At 64.4% G+C, this 22320-nt stretch carries 27 protein-coding genes; 23 read left to right on the plus strand and 4 right to left on the minus strand.

Features of this window, described 5'->3' with window-relative positions:
• Positions 1-4: 4 nt before the first annotated feature.
• The 3 genes from pgsA (at position 5) to ABIB27_RS15970 (ending at position 1745) form a co-directional block, all read left to right on the plus strand.
• A complete protein-coding gene (gene pgsA / locus ABIB27_RS15960; RefSeq protein WP_354217462.1) occupies positions 5-652 on the plus strand; it encodes a CDP-diacylglycerol--glycerol-3-phosphate 3-phosphatidyltransferase in 648 nt (215 codons plus the stop codon).
• Positions 649-1128, plus strand: coding sequence for a CinA family protein (locus ABIB27_RS15965; protein WP_354217461.1), 480 nt, complete (start codon positions 649-651; stop codon positions 1126-1128). Before pgsA ends, ABIB27_RS15965 begins: the two co-directional genes overlap by 4 nt.
• A gap of 164 nt (positions 1129-1292) precedes the next feature.
• A complete protein-coding gene (locus ABIB27_RS15970; protein ID WP_354217460.1) occupies positions 1293-1745 on the plus strand; it encodes a helix-turn-helix domain-containing protein in 453 nt (150 codons plus the stop codon).
• 73 nt (positions 1746-1818) lie between these two features.
• Here the strand turns inward: ABIB27_RS15970 and ABIB27_RS15975 are convergent, their stop codons facing one another.
• Entirely contained in the window at positions 1819-2388 is a 570-nt protein-coding gene (locus tag ABIB27_RS15975; protein ID WP_354217459.1) for a MarR family winged helix-turn-helix transcriptional regulator, read from the minus strand.
• 41 nt (positions 2389-2429) lie between these two features.
• On the opposite strand from ABIB27_RS15975, the gene ABIB27_RS15980 reads away from it, so the two are divergent.
• The 6 genes from ABIB27_RS15980 to dapF all read left to right on the plus strand — a co-directional run bounded on the left by ABIB27_RS15980 (position 2430) and on the right by dapF (position 8066).
• Positions 2430-2651 (plus strand): DUF3046 domain-containing protein, encoded by a 222-nt coding sequence (locus tag ABIB27_RS15980; RefSeq protein WP_354217458.1) that lies wholly within the window; start codon positions 2430-2432, stop codon positions 2649-2651.
• Between the two features lie 191 nt (positions 2652-2842).
• A complete protein-coding gene (recA, locus tag ABIB27_RS15985; RefSeq protein WP_354217457.1) occupies positions 2843-3898 on the plus strand; it encodes a recombinase RecA in 1056 nt (351 codons plus the stop codon).
• Positions 3899-3932: 34 nt separating this feature from the next.
• Positions 3933-4472: a regulatory protein RecX gene (locus tag ABIB27_RS15990; RefSeq protein WP_502909247.1), complete on the plus strand. Its 540-nt coding sequence runs from the start codon at positions 3933-3935 to the stop codon at positions 4470-4472.
• 59 nt (positions 4473-4531) lie between these two features.
• On the plus strand, positions 4532-6097 hold the full coding sequence (gene miaB / locus ABIB27_RS15995) for a tRNA (N6-isopentenyl adenosine(37)-C2)-methylthiotransferase MiaB (protein WP_354217455.1): 1566 nt from the start codon (positions 4532-4534) through the stop codon (positions 6095-6097).
• Between the two features lie 3 nt (positions 6098-6100).
• Positions 6101-6997: a tRNA (adenosine(37)-N6)-dimethylallyltransferase MiaA gene (miaA, locus tag ABIB27_RS16000; RefSeq protein ID WP_354217454.1), complete on the plus strand. Its 897-nt coding sequence runs from the start codon at positions 6101-6103 to the stop codon at positions 6995-6997.
• A gap of 124 nt (positions 6998-7121) precedes the next feature.
• Positions 7122-8066 (plus strand): diaminopimelate epimerase, encoded by a 945-nt coding sequence (gene dapF / locus ABIB27_RS16005; protein WP_354217453.1) that lies wholly within the window; start codon positions 7122-7124, stop codon positions 8064-8066.
• Here the strand turns inward: dapF and ABIB27_RS16010 are convergent.
• Positions 8047-8661: a class I SAM-dependent methyltransferase gene (locus ABIB27_RS16010; protein ID WP_354217452.1), complete on the minus strand. Its 615-nt coding sequence runs from the start codon at positions 8659-8661 to the stop codon at positions 8047-8049. The two genes, dapF and ABIB27_RS16010, sit on opposite strands and share 20 nt — an antisense overlap.
• A 442-nt stretch (positions 8662-9103) precedes the next feature.
• Between ABIB27_RS16010 and hflX the strand changes: the two genes are divergently transcribed.
• Together hflX and ABIB27_RS16020 are read left to right on the plus strand one after the other, a co-directional pair.
• Positions 9104-10669 (plus strand): GTPase HflX, encoded by a 1566-nt coding sequence (gene hflX / locus ABIB27_RS16015; RefSeq protein ID WP_354217486.1) that lies wholly within the window; start codon positions 9104-9106, stop codon positions 10667-10669.
• Positions 10662-12719: an ATP-dependent DNA helicase gene (locus tag ABIB27_RS16020; protein ID WP_354217451.1), complete on the plus strand. Its 2058-nt coding sequence runs from the start codon at positions 10662-10664 to the stop codon at positions 12717-12719. The genes hflX and ABIB27_RS16020 overlap by 8 nt, the downstream gene beginning before the upstream one ends.
• A 105-nt stretch (positions 12720-12824) precedes the next feature.
• Here the strand turns inward: ABIB27_RS16020 and lexA are convergent, their stop codons facing one another.
• The gene (lexA, locus tag ABIB27_RS16025) at positions 12825-13571 is read right to left on the minus strand and encodes a transcriptional repressor LexA (protein ID WP_354217450.1); all 747 of its coding nucleotides are present in this window, start codon (positions 13569-13571) and stop codon (positions 12825-12827) included.
• A gap of 512 nt (positions 13572-14083) precedes the next feature.
• On the opposite strand from lexA, the gene ABIB27_RS16030 reads away from it, so the two are divergent.
• The 9 genes from ABIB27_RS16030 to ABIB27_RS19500 all read left to right on the plus strand — a co-directional run bounded on the left by ABIB27_RS16030 (position 14084) and on the right by ABIB27_RS19500 (position 19450).
• On the plus strand, positions 14084-14398 hold the full coding sequence (locus ABIB27_RS16030; RefSeq protein ID WP_502909241.1) for a LysM peptidoglycan-binding domain-containing protein: 315 nt from the start codon (positions 14084-14086) through the stop codon (positions 14396-14398).
• Positions 14399-14481: 83 nt separating this feature from the next.
• On the plus strand, positions 14482-15600 hold the full coding sequence (locus ABIB27_RS16035) for a histidinol-phosphate transaminase (RefSeq protein ID WP_354217449.1): 1119 nt from the start codon (positions 14482-14484) through the stop codon (positions 15598-15600).
• Positions 15601-15659: 59 nt separating this feature from the next.
• Positions 15660-16286 carry an imidazoleglycerol-phosphate dehydratase HisB gene (gene hisB, locus ABIB27_RS16040; protein WP_354217448.1) on the plus strand — a complete coding sequence of 209 codons (627 nt, stop codon included), beginning with the start codon at positions 15660-15662 and terminating at the stop codon, positions 16284-16286.
• The gene (gene hisH, locus ABIB27_RS16045) at positions 16283-17014 is read left to right on the plus strand and encodes an imidazole glycerol phosphate synthase subunit HisH (RefSeq protein ID WP_354254243.1); all 732 of its coding nucleotides are present in this window, start codon (positions 16283-16285) and stop codon (positions 17012-17014) included. The genes hisB and hisH overlap by 4 nt, the downstream gene beginning before the upstream one ends.
• The gene (locus ABIB27_RS16050) at positions 17015-17173 is read left to right on the plus strand and encodes a CG2302 family histidine operon protein (protein ID WP_354217446.1); all 159 of its coding nucleotides are present in this window, start codon (positions 17015-17017) and stop codon (positions 17171-17173) included.
• Positions 17174-17226: 53 nt separating this feature from the next.
• A complete protein-coding gene (gene priA / locus ABIB27_RS16055) occupies positions 17227-17973 on the plus strand; it encodes a bifunctional 1-(5-phosphoribosyl)-5-((5-phosphoribosylamino)methylideneamino)imidazole-4-carboxamide isomerase/phosphoribosylanthranilate isomerase PriA (RefSeq protein WP_354217445.1) in 747 nt (248 codons plus the stop codon).
• A 9-nt stretch (positions 17974-17982) separates the two neighbouring features.
• Positions 17983-18879: an SseB family protein gene (locus ABIB27_RS16060; RefSeq protein ID WP_354217444.1), complete on the plus strand. Its 897-nt coding sequence runs from the start codon at positions 17983-17985 to the stop codon at positions 18877-18879.
• A gap of 57 nt (positions 18880-18936) precedes the next feature.
• Entirely contained in the window at positions 18937-19191 is a 255-nt protein-coding gene (locus ABIB27_RS19495; RefSeq protein ID WP_502909242.1) for a hypothetical protein, read from the plus strand.
• 52 nt (positions 19192-19243) lie between these two features.
• The gene (locus ABIB27_RS19500; protein WP_502909243.1) at positions 19244-19450 is read left to right on the plus strand and encodes a hypothetical protein; all 207 of its coding nucleotides are present in this window, start codon (positions 19244-19246) and stop codon (positions 19448-19450) included.
• A 154-nt stretch (positions 19451-19604) separates the two neighbouring features.
• On the opposite strand, the gene ABIB27_RS16070 is transcribed toward ABIB27_RS19500, so the two are convergent.
• Positions 19605-19991 (minus strand): DUF1844 domain-containing protein, encoded by a 387-nt coding sequence (locus ABIB27_RS16070; RefSeq protein ID WP_354217443.1) that lies wholly within the window; start codon positions 19989-19991, stop codon positions 19605-19607.
• Between the two features lie 388 nt (positions 19992-20379).
• Between ABIB27_RS16070 and infC the strand changes: the two genes are divergently transcribed.
• The 3 genes from infC to rplT all read left to right on the plus strand — a co-directional run bounded on the left by infC (position 20380) and on the right by rplT (position 22305).
• Positions 20380-21492 carry a translation initiation factor IF-3 gene (gene infC, locus ABIB27_RS16075; RefSeq protein WP_502909244.1) on the plus strand — a complete coding sequence of 371 codons (1113 nt, stop codon included), beginning with the start codon at positions 20380-20382 and terminating at the stop codon, positions 21490-21492.
• A 115-nt stretch (positions 21493-21607) separates the two neighbouring features.
• A complete protein-coding gene (rpmI, locus tag ABIB27_RS16080; protein ID WP_009358635.1) occupies positions 21608-21802 on the plus strand; it encodes a 50S ribosomal protein L35 in 195 nt (64 codons plus the stop codon).
• Positions 21803-21921: 119 nt separating this feature from the next.
• The gene (rplT, locus tag ABIB27_RS16085; protein WP_164201051.1) at positions 21922-22305 is read left to right on the plus strand and encodes a 50S ribosomal protein L20; all 384 of its coding nucleotides are present in this window, start codon (positions 21922-21924) and stop codon (positions 22303-22305) included.
• Positions 22306-22320 lie beyond the last annotated feature (15 nt).

A 22320-nucleotide genomic window follows, 5' to 3' on the forward strand; every position in this document is an offset into this window, starting at 1 on the left:
AAGGGTGACTAGCACTGAAGCAACTGCCGCCGGCCCCAGCAGCCCCGGGATCTGGAATCTTCCCAACATCCTGACCATGCTGCGCATTGCGCTGGTGCCGTTCTTCGTCTGGTTCCTCCTCGCTGATGCCCCCGGGCTGCACAGCGAGTCAGGACCGTGGCGCTGGGCAGCGGTGCTGGCGTTCGCCGTCGCCATCTACACGGACAAGCTCGACGGCGACATCGCCAGGAGCCGGGGGCTCATCACGAATTTCGGCAAGATCGCCGATCCCATCGCCGACAAGCTCCTGATCGGTTCGGCGCTGGTGATGCTTTCCGTTCTAGGGGAGCTGCCATGGTGGGTCACCATCGTGATCCTCGTTCGGGAGTGGGGCATCACGGCATTGCGCTTTGTTGTCATCCGCTACGGTGTCATTCCGGCATCGCGGGGCGGCAAGCTCAAAACCGTAGTGCAGACCGCCGCGATCTTCCTGTACTTGCTCCCACTGGGCGCGCTGGCGCCGTGGCTGGTGTGGGTGGCATTCGCCGTGATGATGGTGGCCGTGCTCATCACCGTGTGGACCGGCGTCGAATATGTAGTGGAAGCCGTTCGGCTCAGGGCCCACGGCAAGCGGTCCGGGAATACTGCCCCTGGGACGGAGGAGCTGACGTGACGAATCTTCACCACCTGGCGGAAGAGACGGTGCGGCTGGCGTTGGACTCCGGGCGCACGGTAGCTGCTGCCGAGTCGCTCACTGCCGGGATGGTCACTGCTGTCCTGGCCGATACTGCGGGCGCCTCGGGCATGCTGCAAGGCGGGGTCGTGGCCTACCAGAACTCCGTCAAAACCGACATTCTGGGGGTTTCTGCTGACCTGCTGGCCGGCGTCGGCTCGGTGGACGGCGACGTCGCAGCGGCCATGGCCGCCGGTGTCCGTGCTGCTTTGGGTGCCGACATCGGCGTCGCCACCACCGGCGTGGCAGGTCCGGAGGCACACGACGGCAAATCCGTAGGCACAGTCTTTATTGGGGTCGCCGCGGCCGAAGGTGCTTCCGCGTTCCAGTACACCTTCACTGGCAACCGCGCCGACATCCGCGGGCAGGCATGCGGGGCTGCGCTGGAAAGGCTGGTCGAAGCCCTGTCCTCCTGAGTCCTATCTATCTGAAGCTACCGGGCGTAAAGTTACCGGGAACAAATCCCGGAACCTATTAGTTATTACATTGTGTCGCTTTGGCAGAGCCGGGGCGCCTAGGATGATAACCAACCACGGTTCCCTCAGGGTGACCGGACTTATGAAGGAGCAAGGCGATACAGATGGTAAAGCAGCCCGTATCCGTGAACGGCGTTGTCCGCTGGAAGGATGTGGGCCTCGCCGATCAGGCTAAGAGCGAACAGAGGGAGCGCAAAATGGTTGTGCTTCGTCACGAAATCGGTGATGTCCTGCGCGACGTCCGCCAGCGCCAGGGGCGTACGCTCCGCGAAGTGTCGCACAGTGCCCGTGTTTCCCTGGGGTACCTCAGTGAAGTGGAGCGTGGCCAGAAGGAAGCCTCGTCAGAGCTCCTTTCTTCAATCTGCTCCGCGTTGGATGTGCCGCTGTCCCTCATGCTCCGTGAAGTTAGCGACCGCGTAGCTGTCGTCGAGGGCGTCGCCGTTCCAGACACCGTTCCCCAGGAATTCTCGCAGCGTTACGGCCGCGATCTCGACCGCGATCTCAGCGCCGAACTCACGAAGGAACTGTCTACGGGCCTTCTTTCCAGCGCACGCTAAAGCCGCCCGCACTGCCCTGAAATCATGAACGACGAAGCCTCCGGCAGTAGCCGGCGGCTTCGTCGTGTGGTTACTAAGTGATGTTGCCCGGCCTGCTGCCGCGCTGGGCGGACATGTCTTTGGCCAGGACGTCAAGGTCGAAGAGGGAGTTGAGCTTAGCCATACATTCGGCGAGGGTCTGCAGTTCCTCTACTGGCCATTCCCCCAAACGTTCGCGGAAATCCTGCTGGCGCGCATCCTGGACCTGATGCATCTTCTCCTCACCCCTTGCAGTGAGACGGATTGACTGCGCCCGTCCGTCCAGGGGATCGGCTTCCTTGAAGACCAGGCCGATGCTTTCCAGAAAGGCGATCTGGCGGCTGACCGAGGGCTTTCCCACGCCGATGTTCAGGGCGAGGTCAGTCAACCGGATGGGACCTTCGCGCCGGATCACCGCCAACAAACCGTAAGCGGCCGGCTCCAGATCCGGGTGGACCTGGCGCGAGAGCTGATGGGACACCGACCGCGCACGACGCCAAAAGAGGCTGATCTGCTGCTCCACGGTGTTCAGTGCGTCATCGACGGTGTCAGCGCCGGGACCCGGGGCAGCGTGACCGGCTGCGGCGGGGCCTGGGGCAGGTGGACCATCGGCAGGGTTGCTCATGGCAACAATTCTAGGGTCCGTGACCGTGAGAGACTCTATTGGTGCGGATCAGTGACTATTGGCGGCTTATGGACGACGAATTCGGGGCCGGCTATTCGCGGGTCCTGAGCAGCAGCCTGGTTCTTGCCGGAGTTGGCGGACGAACAGCTGACCAAGCCCTCGGGGCCGGCGTGAGCCCCCGCGACGTGTGGCAGGCGATCTGCGACGTCCAGGACGTCCCGCCCGAGCGGCGCCTGGGCCTGGACGTCAAGCCCCGGGACTGACTTCTTGCCGGCTGACACGCCGCCGGATCTGTTCGAATATCTGTTCGGGTAAAGCTATGCTTTTTGTAGTGGGTTATCCACATAGGCGATGACATCCGGCTTGAATGTCGGCGGGTGCCATTAGCGTCAGAGATGACCAATAACGGCCGCTGAGGCCACTCCAAAGCGAGAAAGCATTAGAGGTGTGAACCATGGCGGCAGCCCCGGATCGTGAAAAAGCGCTGGAAGCAGCGCTGGCCCAGATTGACAAGCAGTTCGGCAAGGGATCCGTGATGCGGCTCGGGGACGAAGTTCGCGCCCCCATCGAGGTCATCCCTACGGGCTCCATTGCCCTGGACATCGCTCTGGGCATCGGTGGACTGCCCCGCGGCCGCGTCGTAGAGATCTACGGCCCCGAATCCTCCGGCAAGACCACCGTTGCTTTGCACGCCGTCGCCAGCGCGCAGCGCCAGGGCGGGATCGCCGCATTCATCGATGCTGAGCACGCCCTGGATCCGGAATACGCCGCCAAACTGGGGGTCGATACCGATGCGCTCCTGGTCTCCCAGCCTGACACCGGTGAGCAGGCGCTGGAAATCATGGACATGCTGATCGGCTCCGGCTCGCTGGACGTCATCGTCATCGACTCTGTTGCCGCCCTGGTGCCCCGCGCGGAAATCGAAGGCGACATGGGCGACAGCCACGTCGGCCTGCAGGCCCGCCTGATGAGCCAGGCGCTGCGTAAGATCACCGGCCGCCTGAGCCAGACCAAAACCACCGCCATCTTCATCAACCAGCTCCGTGAAAAGATCGGCGTGTTCTTCGGTTCCCCGGAGACCACCACCGGTGGTAAAGCGCTGAAGTTCTACGCCTCCATCCGCATCGACGTTCGCCGCATCCAGACGCTCAAGGAAGGTGCGGACTCTGTTGGTAACCGCACCAAGGCCAAGATCGTCAAGAACAAGATGGCCCCACCCTTCAAGATCGCCGAGTTCGACATCATCTACGGCCAGGGCATCTCCCGTGAGGGCGGCATCATCGACATGGGGGTGGAGCACGGCATCATCAAGAAGTCCGGTTCATGGTTTACCTACGACGGTGACCAGCTGGGGCAGGGCATGGAGAACTCCCGCAGGTTCCTGCGCGATAACCCCGAGTTGGCCGCTGAACTTGAACGCATCATCAAGGAGAAGCTTGGCGTAGGTACCAAGCCTGCCGCGGACGAGTCCAAGGACGCGCCCAAGCTGAAGGCCGTTGACGGCTTCTAAGGCCCGGTGGTCTGACCCCGATCCGGAGTCTTCCATCGCGGCGGACGCAGAGCCTGACCCCGCGTCCGCCGCGCGGGCGATTGTTCTGCGACAGCTGACAGGTTCGGCTAAAAGCCGGCTGCAGTTGGCGCGCAAACTCGCGGACCGGAACATCCCCGAGGATGTGGCAGAGGCTGTGCTGGACCGGTTCCAGGAGGTCCGCCTCATCGACGACGCTGACTTCGCCGACATGTGGGTGCGGAGCCGGTCCCAGTCACGGAAGCTCGCGAAGGGGGCCCTGCGCCGTGAGCTGTCGGATAAGGGCATCGATGCGGACACTGCCGCTGCCGCGCTGGAGCAGCTTTCCGATGCGGACGAGGAAGCGGCCGCCCGCGTTCTCGTGGAACGGAAACTCCGCCCTGGCACCGACCTGGCGGACAGGGCGGAGCGGGACAAAATCGCCCGCCGCCTGGCCTCCATGCTCGCGCGGAAGGGCTATCAGCCGTCCCAGGCGTTCCGGGTGGTCGGAGAGGTACTCGACGCCCGGCTGGGCGGCCGCGGCGGTGACCACGGGGACAACCCGCCGGAGCTTTAGATTGCGGAGGCTGGCGTCTTCGCGGGGCGGCTGACCCGCCGAGCCGGTACCCTTAACAGGTGAGTTTGACCATTCCTTCCCCCACATCCGGTACCGTCCCTTCCCTAGACGCTGGCGCACCGCAGCCCCGCACCTATCAGGTGCGCACTTTTGGCTGCCAAATGAACGTCCATGATTCTGAGCGGATGGCGGGCATGCTTGAGGATGCGGGCTATGTTCCGGCCGGGGGTGAGCAGGCTGACGTTGTGGTGTTCAACACCTGCGCCGTCCGGGAAAACGCAGACAACAAGCTCTACGGCAACCTGGGAATGCTGGCGCCGGTGAAGGCTGCCAACCCCGGGATGCAGATCGCCGTGGGCGGCTGCCTGGCACAGAAGGACCGCGAGACCATCCTCAAGAAGGCGCCGTGGGTGGACGCCGTCTTCGGCACGCACAACCTCGGGGCGCTCCCGGCATTGCTGGACCGGGCCCGGCACAACAACGAAGCGCAGCTGGAGATCCTCGAATCCCTCGACGTTTTCCCCTCCACGCTGCCCACCAAGCGGGACTCGGCCTACTCAGGCTGGGTGTCCATTTCCGTCGGCTGCAACAACACCTGCACCTTCTGCATCGTCCCGGCCCTGCGCGGCAAGGAAAAGGACCGCCGGCCCGGCGACATCCTGGCCGAAATCCAGGCCCTCGTCGATGACGGGGCCATCGAAGTGACCCTCCTGGGGCAGAACGTGAACTCCTATGGCGTGGAATTCGGTGACAGGCAGGCGTTTTCCAAGCTCCTGCGCGCGTGCGGCGAGATCGACGGCCTGGAAAGGGTACGTTTCACCAGCCCCCACCCCGCCGCCTTCACCGATGACGTCATTGACGCCATGGCCGAGACGCCCAACGTGATGCCGCAGTTGCATATGCCGCTGCAGTCGGGGTCGGACAAAGTCCTGAAGGACATGAAACGGTCTTACCGGTCCACCAAGTTCCTGGGCATCCTGGACAAGGTCCGCGAAAAGATCCCGCACGCCGCCATCTCCACCGACATCATCGTGGGCTTCCCCGGTGAAACCGAGGAGGACTTCCAAGCCACGCTCGATGTGGTGGAAAAATCCCGCTTCGCCACCGCCTTTACTTTCCAGTACTCCAAGCGACCCGGCACACCGGCCGCAGACCTGCCGGACCAACTGCCCAAGGCCGTGGTCCAGGAACGCTTCGAGCGACTGACCGCCCTGCAGGACAGGATTGCCGCCGAAGAGAACGCCAGGCTGTTGGGCCGCCGGGTGGAGGTGATGGTGACCGCCCAGTCCGGGCGGAAGTCGGAAGAAACCCACCGGCTTTCCGGCCGGTCACAGGACCAGCGACTCGTGCACTTCTCCGTTCCGGTCGGTGCCGAGACACCACGGCCCGGGGATCTGGTCACTGTCACCATCACCGAGGCCGCAGCCTTCCACCTCGTGGCGGACCCCGTCCCGGAGGATTACAGCCTGCGCCGTTCCCGTGCCGGCGATGCCTGGGACAGGTCACAGGCCGATTCATGCGGAGCTCCGGCGCCCGGGGGCGCGGGTGCGGGTGCCGCGGGCAGCGGCCCAGGCCGGACCGGAGTTTCACTCGGCATGCCCACCCTTCCCGTCCGGAGCCGCTGACCGGTGGCCTCGCCTCCGGTCATCGCGGTAGTCGGTCCTACCGGCTCAGGTAAGTCCGATCTGGCGGTCAGCCTTGCGCTGAAGGTGGACGGCGAGGTGATCAATGCCGATGCCATGCAGTTCTACCGGGGCATGGATATCGGCACCGCCAAGATCTCCGTAGCTGAACGCCGGGGAGTTCCCCACCACCTTTTGGACACCCTGGACGTCACCCAGGAAGCGAGCGTTTCTGACTTCCAGCAGCAGGCCAGGGCGATCATCAGCGACATCCACGCCCGCGGCAAACGCGCCATTCTGGCGGGCGGTTCCGGCCTCTACGTGCGGGCCGCTTTGGACGTTCTTGAGTTCCCCGGCACGGACCCCGATCTGCGCCGGAATTTGGAGGCCGAACTTGAGCAGACCGGTCCGGAAGCCCTCCTGGCGCGGCTCCGGGAGGTGGACCCCGTATCCGCTGCCCGCGTCAGCGATGCGCGACGCATCATCAGGGCGCTGGAGGTGCACCAGCTCACCGGCCGGCCGTTCAGTTCCTTCATGCCCCAGCGGGAGTACGTCCAGCCTGCCGTGCAGATCGGACTCGGGGTAGACCGCGAAGTATTGCGTGAACGGCTGGCCGTACGGGTCCACAGCATGGTTAAGAGGGGCCTGCTGGCGGAGGTTCGCCGGCTTGACTCCGCAGGGCTGCGCCGCGGCAAGACCGCGCCGCGCGCCCTCGGCTATGCCCAGTTCCTGCAGGTGCTCGACGGCGCCGCAACCGTTGGGGAAGCCGCCGAAGACACCATCGTGGCCACCCGGCAGTTCGCCCGGCGCCAGCTCACCTGGTTCCGTGCGGATGCGCGCATCAGCTGGCTGGATTGGCAAACGCCGGACCTTGCGGCGCAGGCCGCGGCACTGTGTCACTGACACCGCATCCGCACTGCAGTCCTGCCTGACGTTACCCACACCGCAGCCGCACTCCGGACGTGCCTGGCCGCGCGCCGTCGTCGGCCGTATTAGCCGTTTGTTGCCCTGGCGGTAATCTAGGACCATGGACGCAACCCCCGCAGAGACCGCTGAGCCCGCCTTCCGCACACTGGGCGGACTCCGCTTCTCCAAGGGACACGGCACTGGTAACGACTTTGTGTTGATCGCCGATCCGGACGGCGTCCACACTATTGACGCCGGCCAGGTTGCCGCCCTGTGCGACCGGCACCGCGGTATCGGCGGGGACGGCATGATCAGGGCCGTTCCGTCCCGCTATCTTTCTGAAGGCCGCCAACTGCTGGGCAGCAGCCCCGAGGCGGAATGGTTTATGGACTACCGCAACGGCGACGGTTCCCTTTCGGAAATGTGCGGCAACGGCGTCCGAGTTTTTGTGCACTTCCTCCGTGCCGAGGGACTGGTTAGCCTGCACGACGGCGGATCGCTCACCATCGGTACGCGCGGCGGCGTCAAGACAGTGGTCCGTACCGGCGACAGCTACGCCGTGGACATGGGGCCGTGGGAGTTCATTTTCCCCGGGGAAGCGAGCGCCAAAGCCATGGATTCCCTCGTGACCGCGGACGGCCTGGAAGTACCCCGCCCGGCCCTGTCCGTCAGCATGGGCAACCCGCACACGGTAGTCGCTCTGGCAGAACTGGCCGAGCTGGAGTCCACCAGGCTCTTTGCCGCACCGAAGGTTGATCCCGTGCCCGCCAACGGCACCAATGTCGAATTTGTGGTGCCCGCCGAACCGCTGGTCCATGACGGCATCGGCACTGTCACGATGCGTGTCCACGAAAGGGGCGTCGGGGAAACCCAGTCCTGCGGAACCGGTGCGTGCGCCGCTGCGGTGGCCACACGGCATTGGGCAGGGGCGGAGGCTCCGGACTCCTGGCTGGTCAACGTGCCGGGCGGTGTGGTCGGCGTCAAATTCTTCGCCGGTGCGGGCGGCCATGAACACGTCGAACTCAGCGGCCCCGCGGTCATCGTGGCTAGTGGGACGCTTTCCTGACCCGCAGGATCCGGAAGGACTTGGCGGTGCTCTCGCGGGTGACTGTAAAGGATCGGTCCAGCTCGGCGGACAGCCAGCGCTGAAGCGAATCGGAGCCCAGGTTCTTCTGCACCACCAGCCAGGCTGAACCGCCCGGCGCCAGTCGCGGCAGCCACTGCGTCAGCAGGCTGTGCAGTTCGTCTTTGCCGATCCGGATGGGCGGGTTGGACCAGATGGTATCAAAGCGCAGGTCCGGGTCCACGGTGTCGGGGGTGCTGGCCAGCACGTTGCCCAGGCCCAGCAGAGCCGCGTTTTCGTTGGTCAGGGTGATGCAGCGTTCGTTGACATCCACCGCGTAGACCTTGGCATGCGGCGCCCGCAGGGCAAGGGTCAGGGCTATGGGCCCCCAGCCGCAGCCGATGTCCAGGAGGTTCCCGGCGGCCGACGGAGCCGGAACTTCAGCCAGGAGGACCGCTGTTCCTTTGTCGATGCCGTCGGGGCTGAAGATCCCGCCGGCGGTCTGCAGTGTGCGCGTCGCGCCGGCCAGTTCCACCGTGAGGGGTTTGCGGGTGAACGGCCCGGCGGGCGATGCGCTGAAATAGTGTGCGGACTCCATAACTGGCCAGATTAGTTGGCCGCAGTGGACAAAGCGAAACGGCTGCCACCTGGTCTGCTAATCTGGAACGCATGTTCTTGATCTTCGAGTAGCCGGCATGGGCCTGTGCTGTCAAGCCGCCCGTCCCGAGACCGTGCTCCACAGCGATGCAGGTATCATCCCTCCGCATGTGCGCCCAGCACAGGACTACCGTGCCTGTCCTGCCGCAGGGCAAACTCGAGTGATCATTCCAGAGCCGGTCCCTTCCTGAGATTTGCCCGCGCCCCTTCGACTCCACGCATCAGCTGTGATGCTGACCCGCCCCTGCGCGTCACCGCTTCGACCGGCGCGCGCAGCAGACCAGGAGGTCCGCATGACTGCCAGCCGTCAGCCCAGCGCGAATACTTCACCACTGACCAACGATCGGCACTATTCTGAAGATGCCGAATCTTCAAAGGAGACCATGACCAGCCAGCCCAACCCCGGTTCCGATCCAGCAGCCCAGGACATGAGTCCCGAGGAAATCCAAGCTGTCATCGACCGGATTCTTGCCAAGGACGTACCGGCCAGGAACGTCACCGCCACCGACGGCGATAAGGCTGTGTTTGGCAGGGCCCAGGCCATTTCCCGCCTGGCTGATGAACACACAGATTACGACGGCGACCAGCAGGACCTGGCGGAACGCCGGGCACTGCGGCGCGTTGCCGGCCTGTCCACCGAACTCGAAGATGTCACCGAAGTCGAATATCGGCAGCTGCGGCTCGAACGGGTGGTGCTGGCCGGGCTTTGGTCCGAAGGCACCCTAGCGGACGCGGAGAATTCCCTGCGCGAACTCGCAGCCCTCGCCGAGACCGCCGGATCGGAAGTCCTTGACGGGATGGTGCAGCGCCGTGCCAAGCCGGACCCCGGTACGTTTTTGGGCTCCGGAAAGGCCCTTGAACTCAAGGAAATCGTGATGGCAACCGGCGCGGATACCGTGGTGGTCGACGCCGAACTGGCACCCTCCCAGCGCCGCGGACTTGAGGACATCGTCAAGGTAAAGGTCATTGACCGCACCGCCCTGATCCTGGACATCTTTGCCCAACACGCCAAGAGCCGTGAGGGCAAAGCCCAGGTGGAACTGGCGCAGCTCGAATACCTCCTGCCACGGCTCCGCGGCTGGGGCGAATCGATGTCCCGCCAAGCCGGTGGCCAAGTGGGTGGCGCGGGCGCCGGCATGGGTTCGCGTGGGCCCGGCGAAACGAAGATCGAACTGGACCGCCGCCGCATCCGCACCCGCATGGCCAAGCTGCGCAGGGAGATCGCCGCGATGAAGCCGGCACGGGAAACGAAGCGGGCAAACCGCCGTCGTAATTCAGTGCCGTCGGTGGCGATCGCCGGGTACACCAACGCCGGCAAGTCCTCCTTGCTCAACAGGCTCACCGACGCCGGCGTGCTGGTGGAGAACGCTCTCTTCGCCACCCTGGATCCGACAGTGCGCAAGGCCGAGACCTCGGACGGCCTAGGGTACACGCTGGCCGATACCGTAGGTTTTGTCCGGTCGCTGCCCACCCAGCTGGTGGAAGCATTCCGCTCCACGCTGGAAGAAGTGGCGGATGCCGACCTGATCCTGCACGTGGTGGACGTCTCCCACCCGGACCCCGAAGGCCAGATCGCTGCCGTCCGCCAGGTCTTCAGTGAGGTGGATGCCCGCAAGGTGCCTGAGATCATCGTGCTCAACAAAGCCGACGCCGCAGATCCGTTTGTGGTTGAGCGCCTCAAGCAGCGCGAGCCGCGCCATGTAGTGGTGTCGGCCCGGACAGGCGAAGGGATCGCCGAACTGCTTAAGGCCATCAGCGACGGGATTCCGCGGCCCAGCGTCAAACTCGAGCTTCTTATCCCGTACGACCGAGGCGACCTGATCAGCAAACTGCACGAGACCGACGCCGAGATCCTCAGTCTGGACCACGGCGAATACGGTACGCGCGCCGTCGTGATGGTCCGGGAGGGCCTTGCGGCTGAACTGGAATCCTTCGTCAAAAATGACTGACCTGGCGGCAGGGGAAATTTCCGAAACGGCCGGCGAGGAGTTCGTGATTGAGCTCCTCGACCGTGCCGTCGCCGGGATGGGCGGCCAAAGCCGCGCCGGTCAGCACGAGATGGCAAGGCGGGTGGCCAAGGCCATCGAAACCGGAGACCACCTCCTGGTCCAGGCCGGCACCGGCACCGGCAAGTCGCTCGCGTACCTCATCCCGCTCATTGCGCACTCGCTGGTGAGCAACAAGCCCACTCTGGTTTCCACTGCAACCCTTGCGCTGCAGACCCAGATTGTGGGCCGGGATCTTCCCCGGCTGCTGAAGACGATCACCCCCGCCCTGGACCGTCCCGTAAAGGTAGCGCTGGTCAAGGGACGCTCCAACTATGTGTGCCGGCACAAGCTCGAAGGCGGCTTCCCCTCAGAGGAGCCGGCCGAGGGCCAGCTTTTCTCCCTGGGTGAAGACACCAGCGTCCCGCATTTCGCTGCCGCATTGGGCGGACCCTCGTCGCAGCTGGGCAAGGAAGTAGTGCGCTTGCGCGAATGGGCGGAAAAAACCGCCACCGGAGACCGCGACGAACTTCTTCCCGGCGTCACGGACCGCGCCTGGCGGCAGGTTTCGGTCACCTCGATGGAATGCCTGGGCGCACAGAAATGCCCGATGGCTGCCGAGTGTTTCAGTGAACTGGCACGCCATGAGGCGGCCGAGGCCGACGTTGTGGTCACCAACCATGCCATGCTGGCCGTCAGCGCCTTCGAGGGCCTTGCCGTACTTCCCGAATATGACGTTGTAGTGGTGGACGAGGCCCACGAACTCCAGGACCGGGTCACAGGTGCGGTCTCCGGGCAGCTCTCGGTGGCCATGATTTACGCGGCAGCCTCGGGCGCACGGAAACACACTGCCATCACGGTTGACGCACTCAACGCGGCCGCGGCCAACCTCGAACTCGCGCTGGCGGGAGTCTCTGACGGGCTCCTGCCCAACGGACTCAATGATGAACAGCTGGACTGCGTGGACCAGTTGCGGGAGGCTTGCCGGGCTGCCCTGTCAGATTCCAAGGGTGACGGCAGCCAAACGGCCGACGGCGGGCGGCAGCTTGCCCGCTCGCGGCTGATGCTGATCCTGGAACTGTGTGAACGGCTCATCGTCGCCCGCGAGAACCGCGAAGTGGTGTGGTTTTCCCGCGCCAGTTCCTTCGACCCCCAACAGGGCTATTCGCAGCCTGACGAGACCTCTCCCGCGTTGATCAACGTCGCGCCGCTCAGTGTCGCCGGCAAGTTGCGTGAAGGTCTGTTCGCCGGCCACACCGTGGTGCTGACCTCGGCAACCCTGGCCATTGGGTCAGCGTTCGAACCTGCCGCCGGTGGCCTGGGACTGGTAGGGGAGGGCGCTCCGAGCTGGACGGGTATCGACGTCGGATCGCCGTTCGACTATCCGAAGCAGGGCATCCTGTATGTGGCCGGGCACTTGCCCAAACCCGGCCGCGGCGCGTCACCCGAGGCCCTCGACGAGCTGGAGGCACTGATACGGGCGTCCGGCGGCGGCGCGCTGTGCCTCTTTTCGTCGCGCCGTGCGGCCGAAGAGGCTGCTGGGGCAATGCGCCCGCGGCTGGGGCTCAGCATCCTCTGCCAGGGCGACTCCACTATGACCGCGCTCGTAAAGCAGTTCGCTGACGAGCCTGATACTTGCCTGTTTGGCACCATGTCCCTGTGGCAGGGGGTTGATGTTCCGGGCGGATCCTGCCGGCTGGTGGTGATCGACCGCATTCCGTTCCCGCGGCCGGATGATCCGCTGATGACTGCCCGCTCGCGTGCCGTTGCGCAGGCCGGCGGAAACGGCTTTATGGCGGTGTCGGCCACGCACGCGGCCATCCGCCTTGCCCAGGGGGCGGGCCGGCTGATCCGTTCGACTGGGGACAAGGGAGTAGTGGCCGTCCTCGATTCACGCCTTGCCACGGAGCGGTACGCCGGGTTCCTCCGCGCGGCGCTTCCGCCGTTCTGGCCCACCACGGACCGCAAGACAGCCTTTGCCGCCCTCCAAAGGCTGGCCGGGAAAGACGCCTGACGGTCCTACAGCGACCGTCACTGCCGGTATCACGGCGCCGGTATGACATCGGCCAGTACGCTGCCGCGGCCGGCAGTGCAACGGCCGGTTCTAGAGCGGCCGGTACTACAGGGAACGCAGGACCGAGACGACCTTGCCCATGATGGTGGCGTGATCACCAAGGATAGGCTCGTACTGGGTGTTCTGCGGCAACAGCCAAGTGTGGCCATCGCGCTGGCGGAATGTTTTCACGGTGGCTTCGTCGTCCAATAGGGCCGCAACGATATCCCCGTTGGCGGCGTCTGCCTGCCGGCGCACCACTACCCAGTCGCCGTCGCAGATGGCAGCGTCCACCATGGAGTCGCCGGCCACGCGCAGCATAAACAGCTCACCCTGACCCACGAGCTGGCGGGGCAGGGGCATGACATCTTCAACTACCTGATCGGCAAGGATCGGTCCGCCGGCAGCGATTCGGCCCACCAATGGCACCATTGCCGTGTCCATGGCGGTCGGAAGTTCTGTGACCGTTCCGCCGATGCTGTGCAGGACGGCCGGTTTGGCTGAGCCGCGGGATTTGGCCGAGCCGCCATCCAGCGTCAAGGGCATCAGGACTTCCATGGCGCGCGGCCGCTTGGGATCCCGGCGGAGATAGCCCAACTTTTCGAGCTGGGAAAGCTGGTGGGTGACGCTGGAGAGGCTCGCCAAACCCACAGTGTCGCCGATTTCCCGCATGGACGGGGGATAACCGTTGTCATTGACGGAACGCTGGATCGTCTCAAGGATCTTTTTCTGGCGGGCGGTAAGTCCCTTGGGAGTCCTTTGGGCCTGGCGGCCCTGTGGCGGTGCCTTGCCCTCGGCGGCTGGTGCTGCCATGTTCGCCAATGCCTTTCGGTTGCCCCGGTTCCGGTCCGGCCGCTGGTGCGTGGAACCTCCGGGCTGATTGATTGTCAGACCCTGCTGATCAACTACAGGAGTGGTTGTTCTTTGATCCAAACGTAGGCCAGCCACTTGGCTTTTTCAAACATTTGTTCTAGCGAGTCTCGACAATATTCGTTGATAAGTGCTAAAAATGGAGAAGCAAAGTTCGAACATGTGTTCTACTCGTCGTCTGCGGATTCGAATATTCGCATCGTGTTACGGCTCAGCCGGTACAGGAAAGGGATGCGTATGGCACACCGGGCAGCACAGTATGGTCCAGGAGGGCTCATCTCATGTCAGCTATATCTGCTTCGCAGGACTCCCGTCCGCAGTTCGTTTCCGTCCAGCACCTCACCTCACGGCTTGAGGCGGCGCAGGGACCTGAGTGGGCGCCTCGGGATGATCGGGCTGGCTGGACCTCCCGCCCGTCACGGAAGTCCATAGCGTCCCGGCAGCGGAAGGAACCATTGCCTCCGCTCCGCCTGACCCGCAGGGGTCGCGTGGTGCTCATCGGCATCCCGCTGGTGATCCTGGCTGCGGTTCTGCTCTCGCTTGCCGGGTTCCTTAACTCTCCGGCGAAGGCGGCCGACTCTGCCGCCGATCTCTCCGTGACGCCTACGGTCACCGTCACGGTCCAGGCCGGGCAGTCACTCTGGGCCATCGCCGCCACCGCAGTGCCCCAGCGGGACGCCCGCGACGTCATCGCAGACATCGTTCAGCTGAACAACCTCACCTCCGGCGGCGTGGTGCCCGGCCAGCAGTTGTTCGTCCCCGCCCAGTAGCTGCCGGGACCGGCCGGATGTCCAACGAGGCCCAGTAAGACGTCACATTTTCCGGGTGTGTGCTTCGGAACTAAACTGTTCAGGTGAATGACCAGCTAGAGCGTCTGAACCGACTTCCACTCCGGACCAATCTCCGCGGACTGACCCCTTACGGTGCCCCTCAGTTGGATGTCCCCATCCTGCTGAACGTCAATGAAAACACCCATGGCGTTCCGGCCGAAGTACAGGCCGCGATCAGCGCGGCAGTGGCGGAAGCGGTGGCAGGGCTCAACCGTTACCCGGACCGTGAGTTCACCGACCTCCGGGAAGCGCTGGCCGAATACCTCGGTCACGGGCTCGACGCCACCAACATCTGGGCGGCCAACGGATCCAACGAGGTACTCCAGCAGATCCTGCAGGCATTCGGCGGTCCGGGCCGCAAGGCTTTGGGCTTCCCGCCCACGTATTCCATGTACCCGCTCCTTGCCAGCGGCACGGACACCGAATACATAGTGGGGCAGCGCGCAGAGGGCTACGGGCTCAGCGCCGAGTCCGCTGCCTTGCAGGTCAAGGAGCTTCAACCCAACATCGTCTTCCTGTGCTCGCCTAATAACCCCACCGGTACCGGCCTTGGCCTGGACGTAGTGGAAGCTGTCTACGCCGCCGGTGAGGCCAGCCAGACCATCGTGATCGTAGACGAGGCCTACCACGAGTTTGCGCACGACGGAACACCCAGCGCGCTCACTCTGCTGCCCGGACGGGAACGCCTGATTGTTTCGCGCACCATGAGCAAAGCCTTTGCCCTTGCCGGAGCGCGCCTGGGCTACATGGCCGCCGCGCCTGAAGTCACGGACGCCCTCCGCCTGGTCCGGCTGCCATATCACCTCTCTGCCATCACCCAGGCGGCTGCCCTCGCCGCACTTCAGCACCGGACTGCGCTGATGGCAGACGTCCGGGACATCAAGGAACAGCGGGACCGCATCGTTACTGAGCTGACCCGGATGGGCCTCAAGCCCGCGGCCTCTGATTCGAACTACGTCTTCTTCGGGGGGCTTGAGAGCCCGCACGGGGTGTGGCAACAGTTGCTGGATGCGGGGGTGCTGATCCGCGACGTCGGAATCCCCGGACACCTCCGCGTCACTGCGGGAACTGAGGCGGAAACAACAGCCTTCCTGACTTCCCTGGAGGGCATCCTGACCAACCAGGCCAAGCTCCCGGCCTAAACTTGAAGTACCGGCGCCTTGGGGCGTCCCTCACTCCTGCGCTTTAAGGACATATGACCATGAGTTCCACCGGATCGAACGCTGCCGAGTCACGGACCGCACGCATGGAGCGTGCCACCAGTGAATCGTCAGTGCTCGTGGAGATCAACCTCGACGGCACAGGCGTTTCGGACATCGACACGTCTGTTCCGTTCTACGACCACATGCTTACGGCGCTGTGCAAGCACTCGCTCATCGATATGACGGTCAAGGCCACCGGTGACATTCACATCGACGTCCACCACACGGTGGAGGACGTCGCGATCACCTTCGGTGAGGTCCTGCGCACGGCGCTGGGCAACAAGGCCGGCATCCGTAGGTTCGGCGAGGCCACGGTACCCCTTGACGAAGCACTGGCCCACGCCGTGGTGGATGTCTCCGGACGTCCGTATCTGGTGCATGGGGGCGAGCCCGCCGGCCAGGAATACCACCTGATCGGCGGCCACTTCACCGGGTCACTGACACGCCATGTCTTTGAAGCCATCACGCTGCACGCAGGCATCTGCCTGCACATGAACGTCATCGCGGGCCGCGATCCCCACCACATCGTCGAGGCCCAGTTCAAGGCATTTGCCCGTGCCCTGCGTGCCGCCATCGAACCTGATCCCCGCGTGGAGGGAATCCCTTCCACCAAGGGTGCCCTGTGACGGGCCAGGTCCTCCGGGACGGCGCCGTGATCGATCCGGCCGCCGGTAAAAAAACCGTATCGCCCGAAGGTAAGCCCACTGTCACCGTTCTGGACTATGGTTCAGGGAACGTCCGCTCGGCCGTGCGTGCCCTTGAACGGGCGGGCGCCGAGGTCATCCTTAGCTCCAAGCCGGAAGATGTGCTGAACGCTGACGGCCTGGTGGTGCCCGGCGTTGGTGCCTTCGAAACCGTCATGCGTGAGCTCAAAGCCGTGGACGGAATCCGGCTGATTGGCAGGCGGGTGGCCGGCGGCCGGCCCGTCCTGGCAATCTGCGTGGGTCTTCAGGTGATGTTTGAAGCCGGTGTTGAGCATGGCACCGAAGCCGAAGGCATGGGGGAATGGCCAGGCAAGGTGGAACTGCTTCCTGCCGACGTGGTGCCGCACATGGGCTGGAATACCGTGCAGGTTCCGGAAGGCTCCAAGCTGTTCGCCGGTGTCGAGGACCAGCGGTTCTACTTCGTGCACTCCTACGGTGTCCAGGACTGGAACTTCGACGTCATCCAGCCCCGGATGACGGCCCCGCTGGTGACCTGGTCCGAGCACGGCGCGCGATTTGTTGCCGCCGTGGAGAACGGGCCGCTGTGCGCCACCCAGTTCCACCCCGAAAAATCAGGAGACGCCGGCGCCAGGCTGCTGCGCAATTGGGTGGACGGCCTCCGCAAGCCGGCCGCCGCGGGTACCGCCTAGATGTGGTCCATCGTCCTGATGGGACTGGCCGGCATCATGGTGGGCGGCGCCTTGTCCTTCCGCCAGCAGGGCAAACCGCTCTGGATCCAGATTGGTTTTTACGTGCTGGCGGGGACGTCGCTGCTGGCCGCGTACCTGCTGACGCTCCCCGGGAAATAGCCCACACATTGTCTGCCCGCTACACCAGCACCACAACCCGAAGAGGATTTGAGATGACCACCGCAACCGATCTGCCGGTTCTAGAACTCCTGCCCGCCGTTGACGTCGTAAACGGCCAGGCCGTACGACTGGTTCAGGGGGAGGCCGGCAGTGAGACAGGCTACGGCACACCGCTGGAGGCTGCACTCAACTGGCAGCAGCAGGGTGCTGAATGGGTGCACCTGGTGGATCTCGACGCCGCATTCGGCAGGGGCTCCAACGCCGAACTGCTCCGAGAAGTAGTAGGCCGGCTGGACATCAAGGTAGAGCTCTCCGGTGGGCTCCGGGACGACGAATCCCTCGAGGCGGCGCTGGATCTCGGCGTGGCCCGCGTCAACCTGGGCACTGCAGCCCTGGAGAACCCGGAATGGACGCGCAAGGCCATCGAGCGCTTTGGCGACAAGATCGCCGTCGGCCTTGATGTCCGCGGCACAACGCTGGCGGGCCGGGGCTGGACCAAGGAAGGCGGCGACCTTTGGGAGGTTCTGGGCCGCCTGGAAGAGGCCGGATGCTCCCGTTATGTCGTCACCGACGTCACGAAGGATGGCACTCTGCAAGGGCCCAACGTGGAGCTCCTGCGTCAGATGGTGGAGAAGACGGGTAAACCTGTGGTCGCCTCCGGTGGTATCTCCAGCCTTGACGACCTGAAAGTGCTCCGGTCGTTGGTCCCCTTGGGTGTTGAAGGCGCGATCGTTGGCAAGGCGCTCTACGCCGGTGCCTTCACGTTGCCCGAAGCCCTTGACGTCGCCGGACGCCGCTAGCCGGATCCCGTGGACAGCACGCCCAACGCGGATGCGGCCGGCAGCCCGCCGGTGACGCGCCACCTCCCCGGACACATCGCGGCTGCCCTTGCCGGTGCGGGCGGATCTGCGGACTCGGCCGGCCGGCCCTGGGAGGGCCGGAGCCTGGCCGGGGACGACGGCAAGATCCACAATTTCGAGGACGACGACGGAACGGCCGACGCTGGCTACCTCACCGCCGTCAGGGCATTGGTTGACGGCAGCGGCGACGAAGCATCGGTGGTTGCTTCCCTCGCAACTGCGCGGGTCTTTATCCCCATCATCGCCAGGCTCGGCGCGGAGGCAGAGGGCGTGGATGGCCTGAAGGCGGACAAGCAGGCCGACATGGCGCTGGTCACGCTGAAGGCTGCCGACGGCCGGACAGCCATGCCTGCCTTCACCTCGGTAGATCAGCTGGCAGCCTGGCATCCTGAAGCCCGCCCGGTCGCCGTCTACGCAGCCCGGGCCGCCCTCTCAGCGGTCGCCGAAGGCGCAGAGCTTCTGGTGCTGGATCCCGGTTCCGATGTCACCTTGGTGGTCCGGCGGCCGGCCGTCTGGGCGCTGGCACAGCAGCAGGGCTGGGTTCCGTCCTACACCGATTCCGCGCTGGCCGCCGAAATGGCTGCTGCGGCCGCCGGATTCCGGTCGGTCCGGAACATCGAACTGCTCCCCGGCTCCGGAGTTGCAGCCGTCACCGGCGGGGGAGCGAGGCTCTCCGGCGGTGGTGCAGGACCGGAACTGCAAGTGGTGCTATACCTCAAGGATGGCCTAGATGCGGCCGCGGTGCAGGAACTGGTGGCTGGACTGCAGGCTGCCTGGTCGCGAAATGTATTGTTTGGTGAGCGGGTCGATTCGCTTGAAATTAAGTTGCGGCGCGCAGTTCAGTAGCTGACGGTCAGCGGGGAGGGCCCGCCGTGGCCCACGCGGCAGACCCTCATCCCGTCGGTGGGGTCCGAAGCAGTGATTTGGTCCGTGGTGCTGCACGCCTGCTATGAACGGCTGCTGCCGCTGGTTTTCATCGGCAGCCTGCTGGCCCTCCCCATCTTCAGCGTGCTCCGCCAGTCCCTTGGCGTCCTTGCGGATGGCACCCGGCGGCGGACCGCTTTTGCGCTGGACTCGTTCGCCAGCGAGATGGTCCTTCTGATCGGGCCCGCAGCCGGAGCCGTGGTGGCCACAAGCGGTTTCACGGTCCTGGGCTAAAGGAGGTGGGTGTGTCCACGTCCTTGGCCGGGCCGTTAAAGTCGCAGACCTTTTGGCCGAAGACCGCTGCGGCGAGGCAATCGGCTGGTACGGCTCCGCCCTGACCGCGGGTGTGGCGCTCGGGGCGCCCCCTGCCGGTGTCTTCATCGATGGGATGGGCCCGTCCGGCGGGTTTTTAGCAGTGGGCGGGGCTGGCTTCGTGCTCTGGCTGGTCGGACTGCTGCTTCAGGCCGTACGGCGCCGCCTGGTGGCCGCCTGAGCTGTCCTGCCCGAGTTTTTGTCCAGATACTGTCCCTTTTCCGGCGCGGGAGTGCGATTATCTGGACAAAAACTAAGGGAACCAACGACGAAGGCGGGCGGACCGCCCTGGTCCGCCCGCCGTCGTCATTAATTTATGGAGTTGCCGGGGCAGGTCAGTTGACTGCGCCCGTGTACTTTTCTCCGGGGCCCTTGCCCGGGGCGTCCGGAATCGACGACTCTTCGCGGAAGGCCAACTGCAGTGATCGGAGGCCATCGCGCAACGGCCCGGCGTGCTGGGAGCCGATTTCGGGGGCAGCTGCCGTCACCAGGCCGGCGAGGGCGGTGATGAGCTTGCGGGCCTCGTCCAGGTCCTTCAGTTCCTCGGCATTTTCCTCGGCGGCGAGGCCAAGCTTGACTGCTGCTGCACTCATCAGGTGAACGGCGGCGGTAGTGATGACCTCTATGGCCGGCACCTCGGAGATGTCGCGGATTTGCCGGCTCATGTTGGCCTCGGCAGGGGCGGCCTCGAAAACGTGTGAATTGCTGTCTGGGGTACTCATACTGGTAAGCTTGTCACAGACCGACTGAGTGTCGTTATTTTGCTGTGTTAGGGTCCAGCCGGCGCCACGCTGCGTCGTGAGGGATTTTTTCTGTAGAATGGCATGCAGTTTGCAAGCGGAGTTCTCTCCCACCCGCGTCAGCCGTTTTCCCACCGGAAGTCATTCCAGGGAAGCAAGGTTGCCGGGTACCGGTCGGACAGTTCACTGGGCGTTGGGCCCGGAGTACTGCGCACAGCCTTTTTGAAGAGGACCGTGCACCCGATCATTGAGGCCTTCGATTGCTCCGGCAATTGGGGGCCTTCTCTATTTGCCGGTGGATTACCATTTCAATCACAGGAGCCTTAACATTAGCGAGCCAAGAATCAATGAGCGTATCCGCGTCCCCGAGGTGCGGCTGGTCGGCCCTGCAGGTGAACAGGTAGGAGTCGTCCGTATTGAGGATGCCCTTCGTTTGGCTGCCGAGTCCGATCTTGATCTCGTTGAGGTTGCACCGCAGGCCAAGCCTCCGGTGTGCAAGCTGATGGACTTCGGCAAGTACAAGTACGAGGCCGCAGTCAAGGCACGTGAAGCCCGGAAGAACCAGACGAACACCGTTCTGAAGGAAATCCGCTTCCGACTCAAGATCGACACCCACGACTACGAGACCAAGCGCGGCCATGCACTGCGCTTCCTTGGTGCAGGTGACAAGGTCAAGGCCATGATCCAGTTCCGTGGCCGCGAGCAGCAGCGTCCGGAAATGGGCATCCGCCTGCTTCAGCGCTTCGCTGAGGACGTCGCCGAGGTGGGCGTAGTTGAGTCCAGCCCGCGTATTGATGGCCGCAACATGGTCATGGTGGTGGGCCCGCTGAAGAACAAAGCGGAAGCCAAGGCTGAGGCACGCCGTGCATCTCAGCGCGCGGAGGCCAAAGCGCAGAACGAAGCCAAGGCTTCGGGCCGCATCGACGTCACGGGTGACGACCAGGCGCCGCTGACCCAGTCGTTGGCCGACCTCCTTCCGGAAGGGTTCGCCATCACCACCGAGCCCGAAACGGCAGCGCCGGAAACTGAAGCCGCCGAGGCGGAAGCACCGGAAACGGCAGCGCCGGTCAATGTTGAAGCAACCCAAGCGCCTGCCGTTGAAGCAACCGAAGCGCCGGTCAAGGAAGCTCGCGTCAAGGAGGCTCCTGCGAAGGAAGCCGCTGCACAGGAGGCTCCTGCGAAGGAAGCCGCTGCACAGGAGGCGCCTAAGCAGGCAGCTCCGAAGGCCGCTGCTCCCAAGCGGGAAGCACCCAAGGCAGCCCCGGCTCCGGTCAGGGCTCCCGCGGCCAGGCCAGCTGAAGCACCCAAGGCAGCTGAAGCATCCAAGCCTGTTGAAGCAGCCAAGGCAGCCGCACCGGCTCCGGCAGCTCCCAGGCCGCCGGTACCGATGCCCAAGCCGGTAGCCCGGCCTGCAGCTCCGAAGCCTGCTGCAAGGCCTGCCCCCAAGGCAGCTCCGAAGCCGGCCGGTAAGAAGACTACCTAGTTCAAAGCTGCAGGAGGGTTCCTCCGGCAGTACGCAACCAGCACGCCGCCTGCAGGGGTGGCTGCTCGAAAGAACTGCAGACAATGTCTGCGGACACGTAAGGAGATCGGTTCCCATGCCGAAGATGAAGACCCACAGTGGTGCTAAGAAGCGCTTCAAGCTGACCGGCAGCGGCAAGCTGCGCCGCCAGCAGGCCAACCGCCGCCACTACCTCGAGCACAAGTCCTCCAGGCTGACTCGTCGTCTCGCCGGCGACAAGATTGTCTTCAAGGGTGACGCAAAGGTCATCCGGAAGATGCTCGGCATCTAAGTTCCAAGTTCTCTGACTGATGCCACCTGGCAGCAGTCAACTACCATAAAGGCTTCTCAGGCCAGCCGGTTGTTCCGGCAGTAGTTGCTTGGGATCAGAATTTTCGAAGGAGTACGCACGTGGCACGTGTGAAGAGGGCGGTCAACGCCCACAAGAAGCGCCGGGTTATCCTTGAACGCGCAAAGGGCTACCGTGGACAGCGTTCACGCCTGTACCGCAAGGCCAAAGAACAGCTGCTGCACTCGTTTGTGTACAGCTACGGCGACCGCAAGAAGAAGAAGGGTGACTTCCGCCGCCTGTGGATCCAGCGCATCAACGCTGCATCCCGCGCCAATGGCCTCACCTACAACCGCCTGATCCAGGGTCTTAAGGCCGCTGAGGTCGAGGTTGACCGCCGTATGCTGGCTGAGCTCGCTGTCTCCGACGCCAACGCTTTCGCCGCACTGGTTAAGATCGCCAAAGACTCCCTGCCTGCTGACACGTCAGCTCCGGCCGCGAAGTAGTAACTGAAGGCAGTT

This window comes from Arthrobacter sp. UYEF21 (assembly GCF_040546085.1).
In the GTDB taxonomy this organism is placed as follows: Bacteria; Actinomycetota; Actinomycetes; order Actinomycetales; family Micrococcaceae; genus Arthrobacter.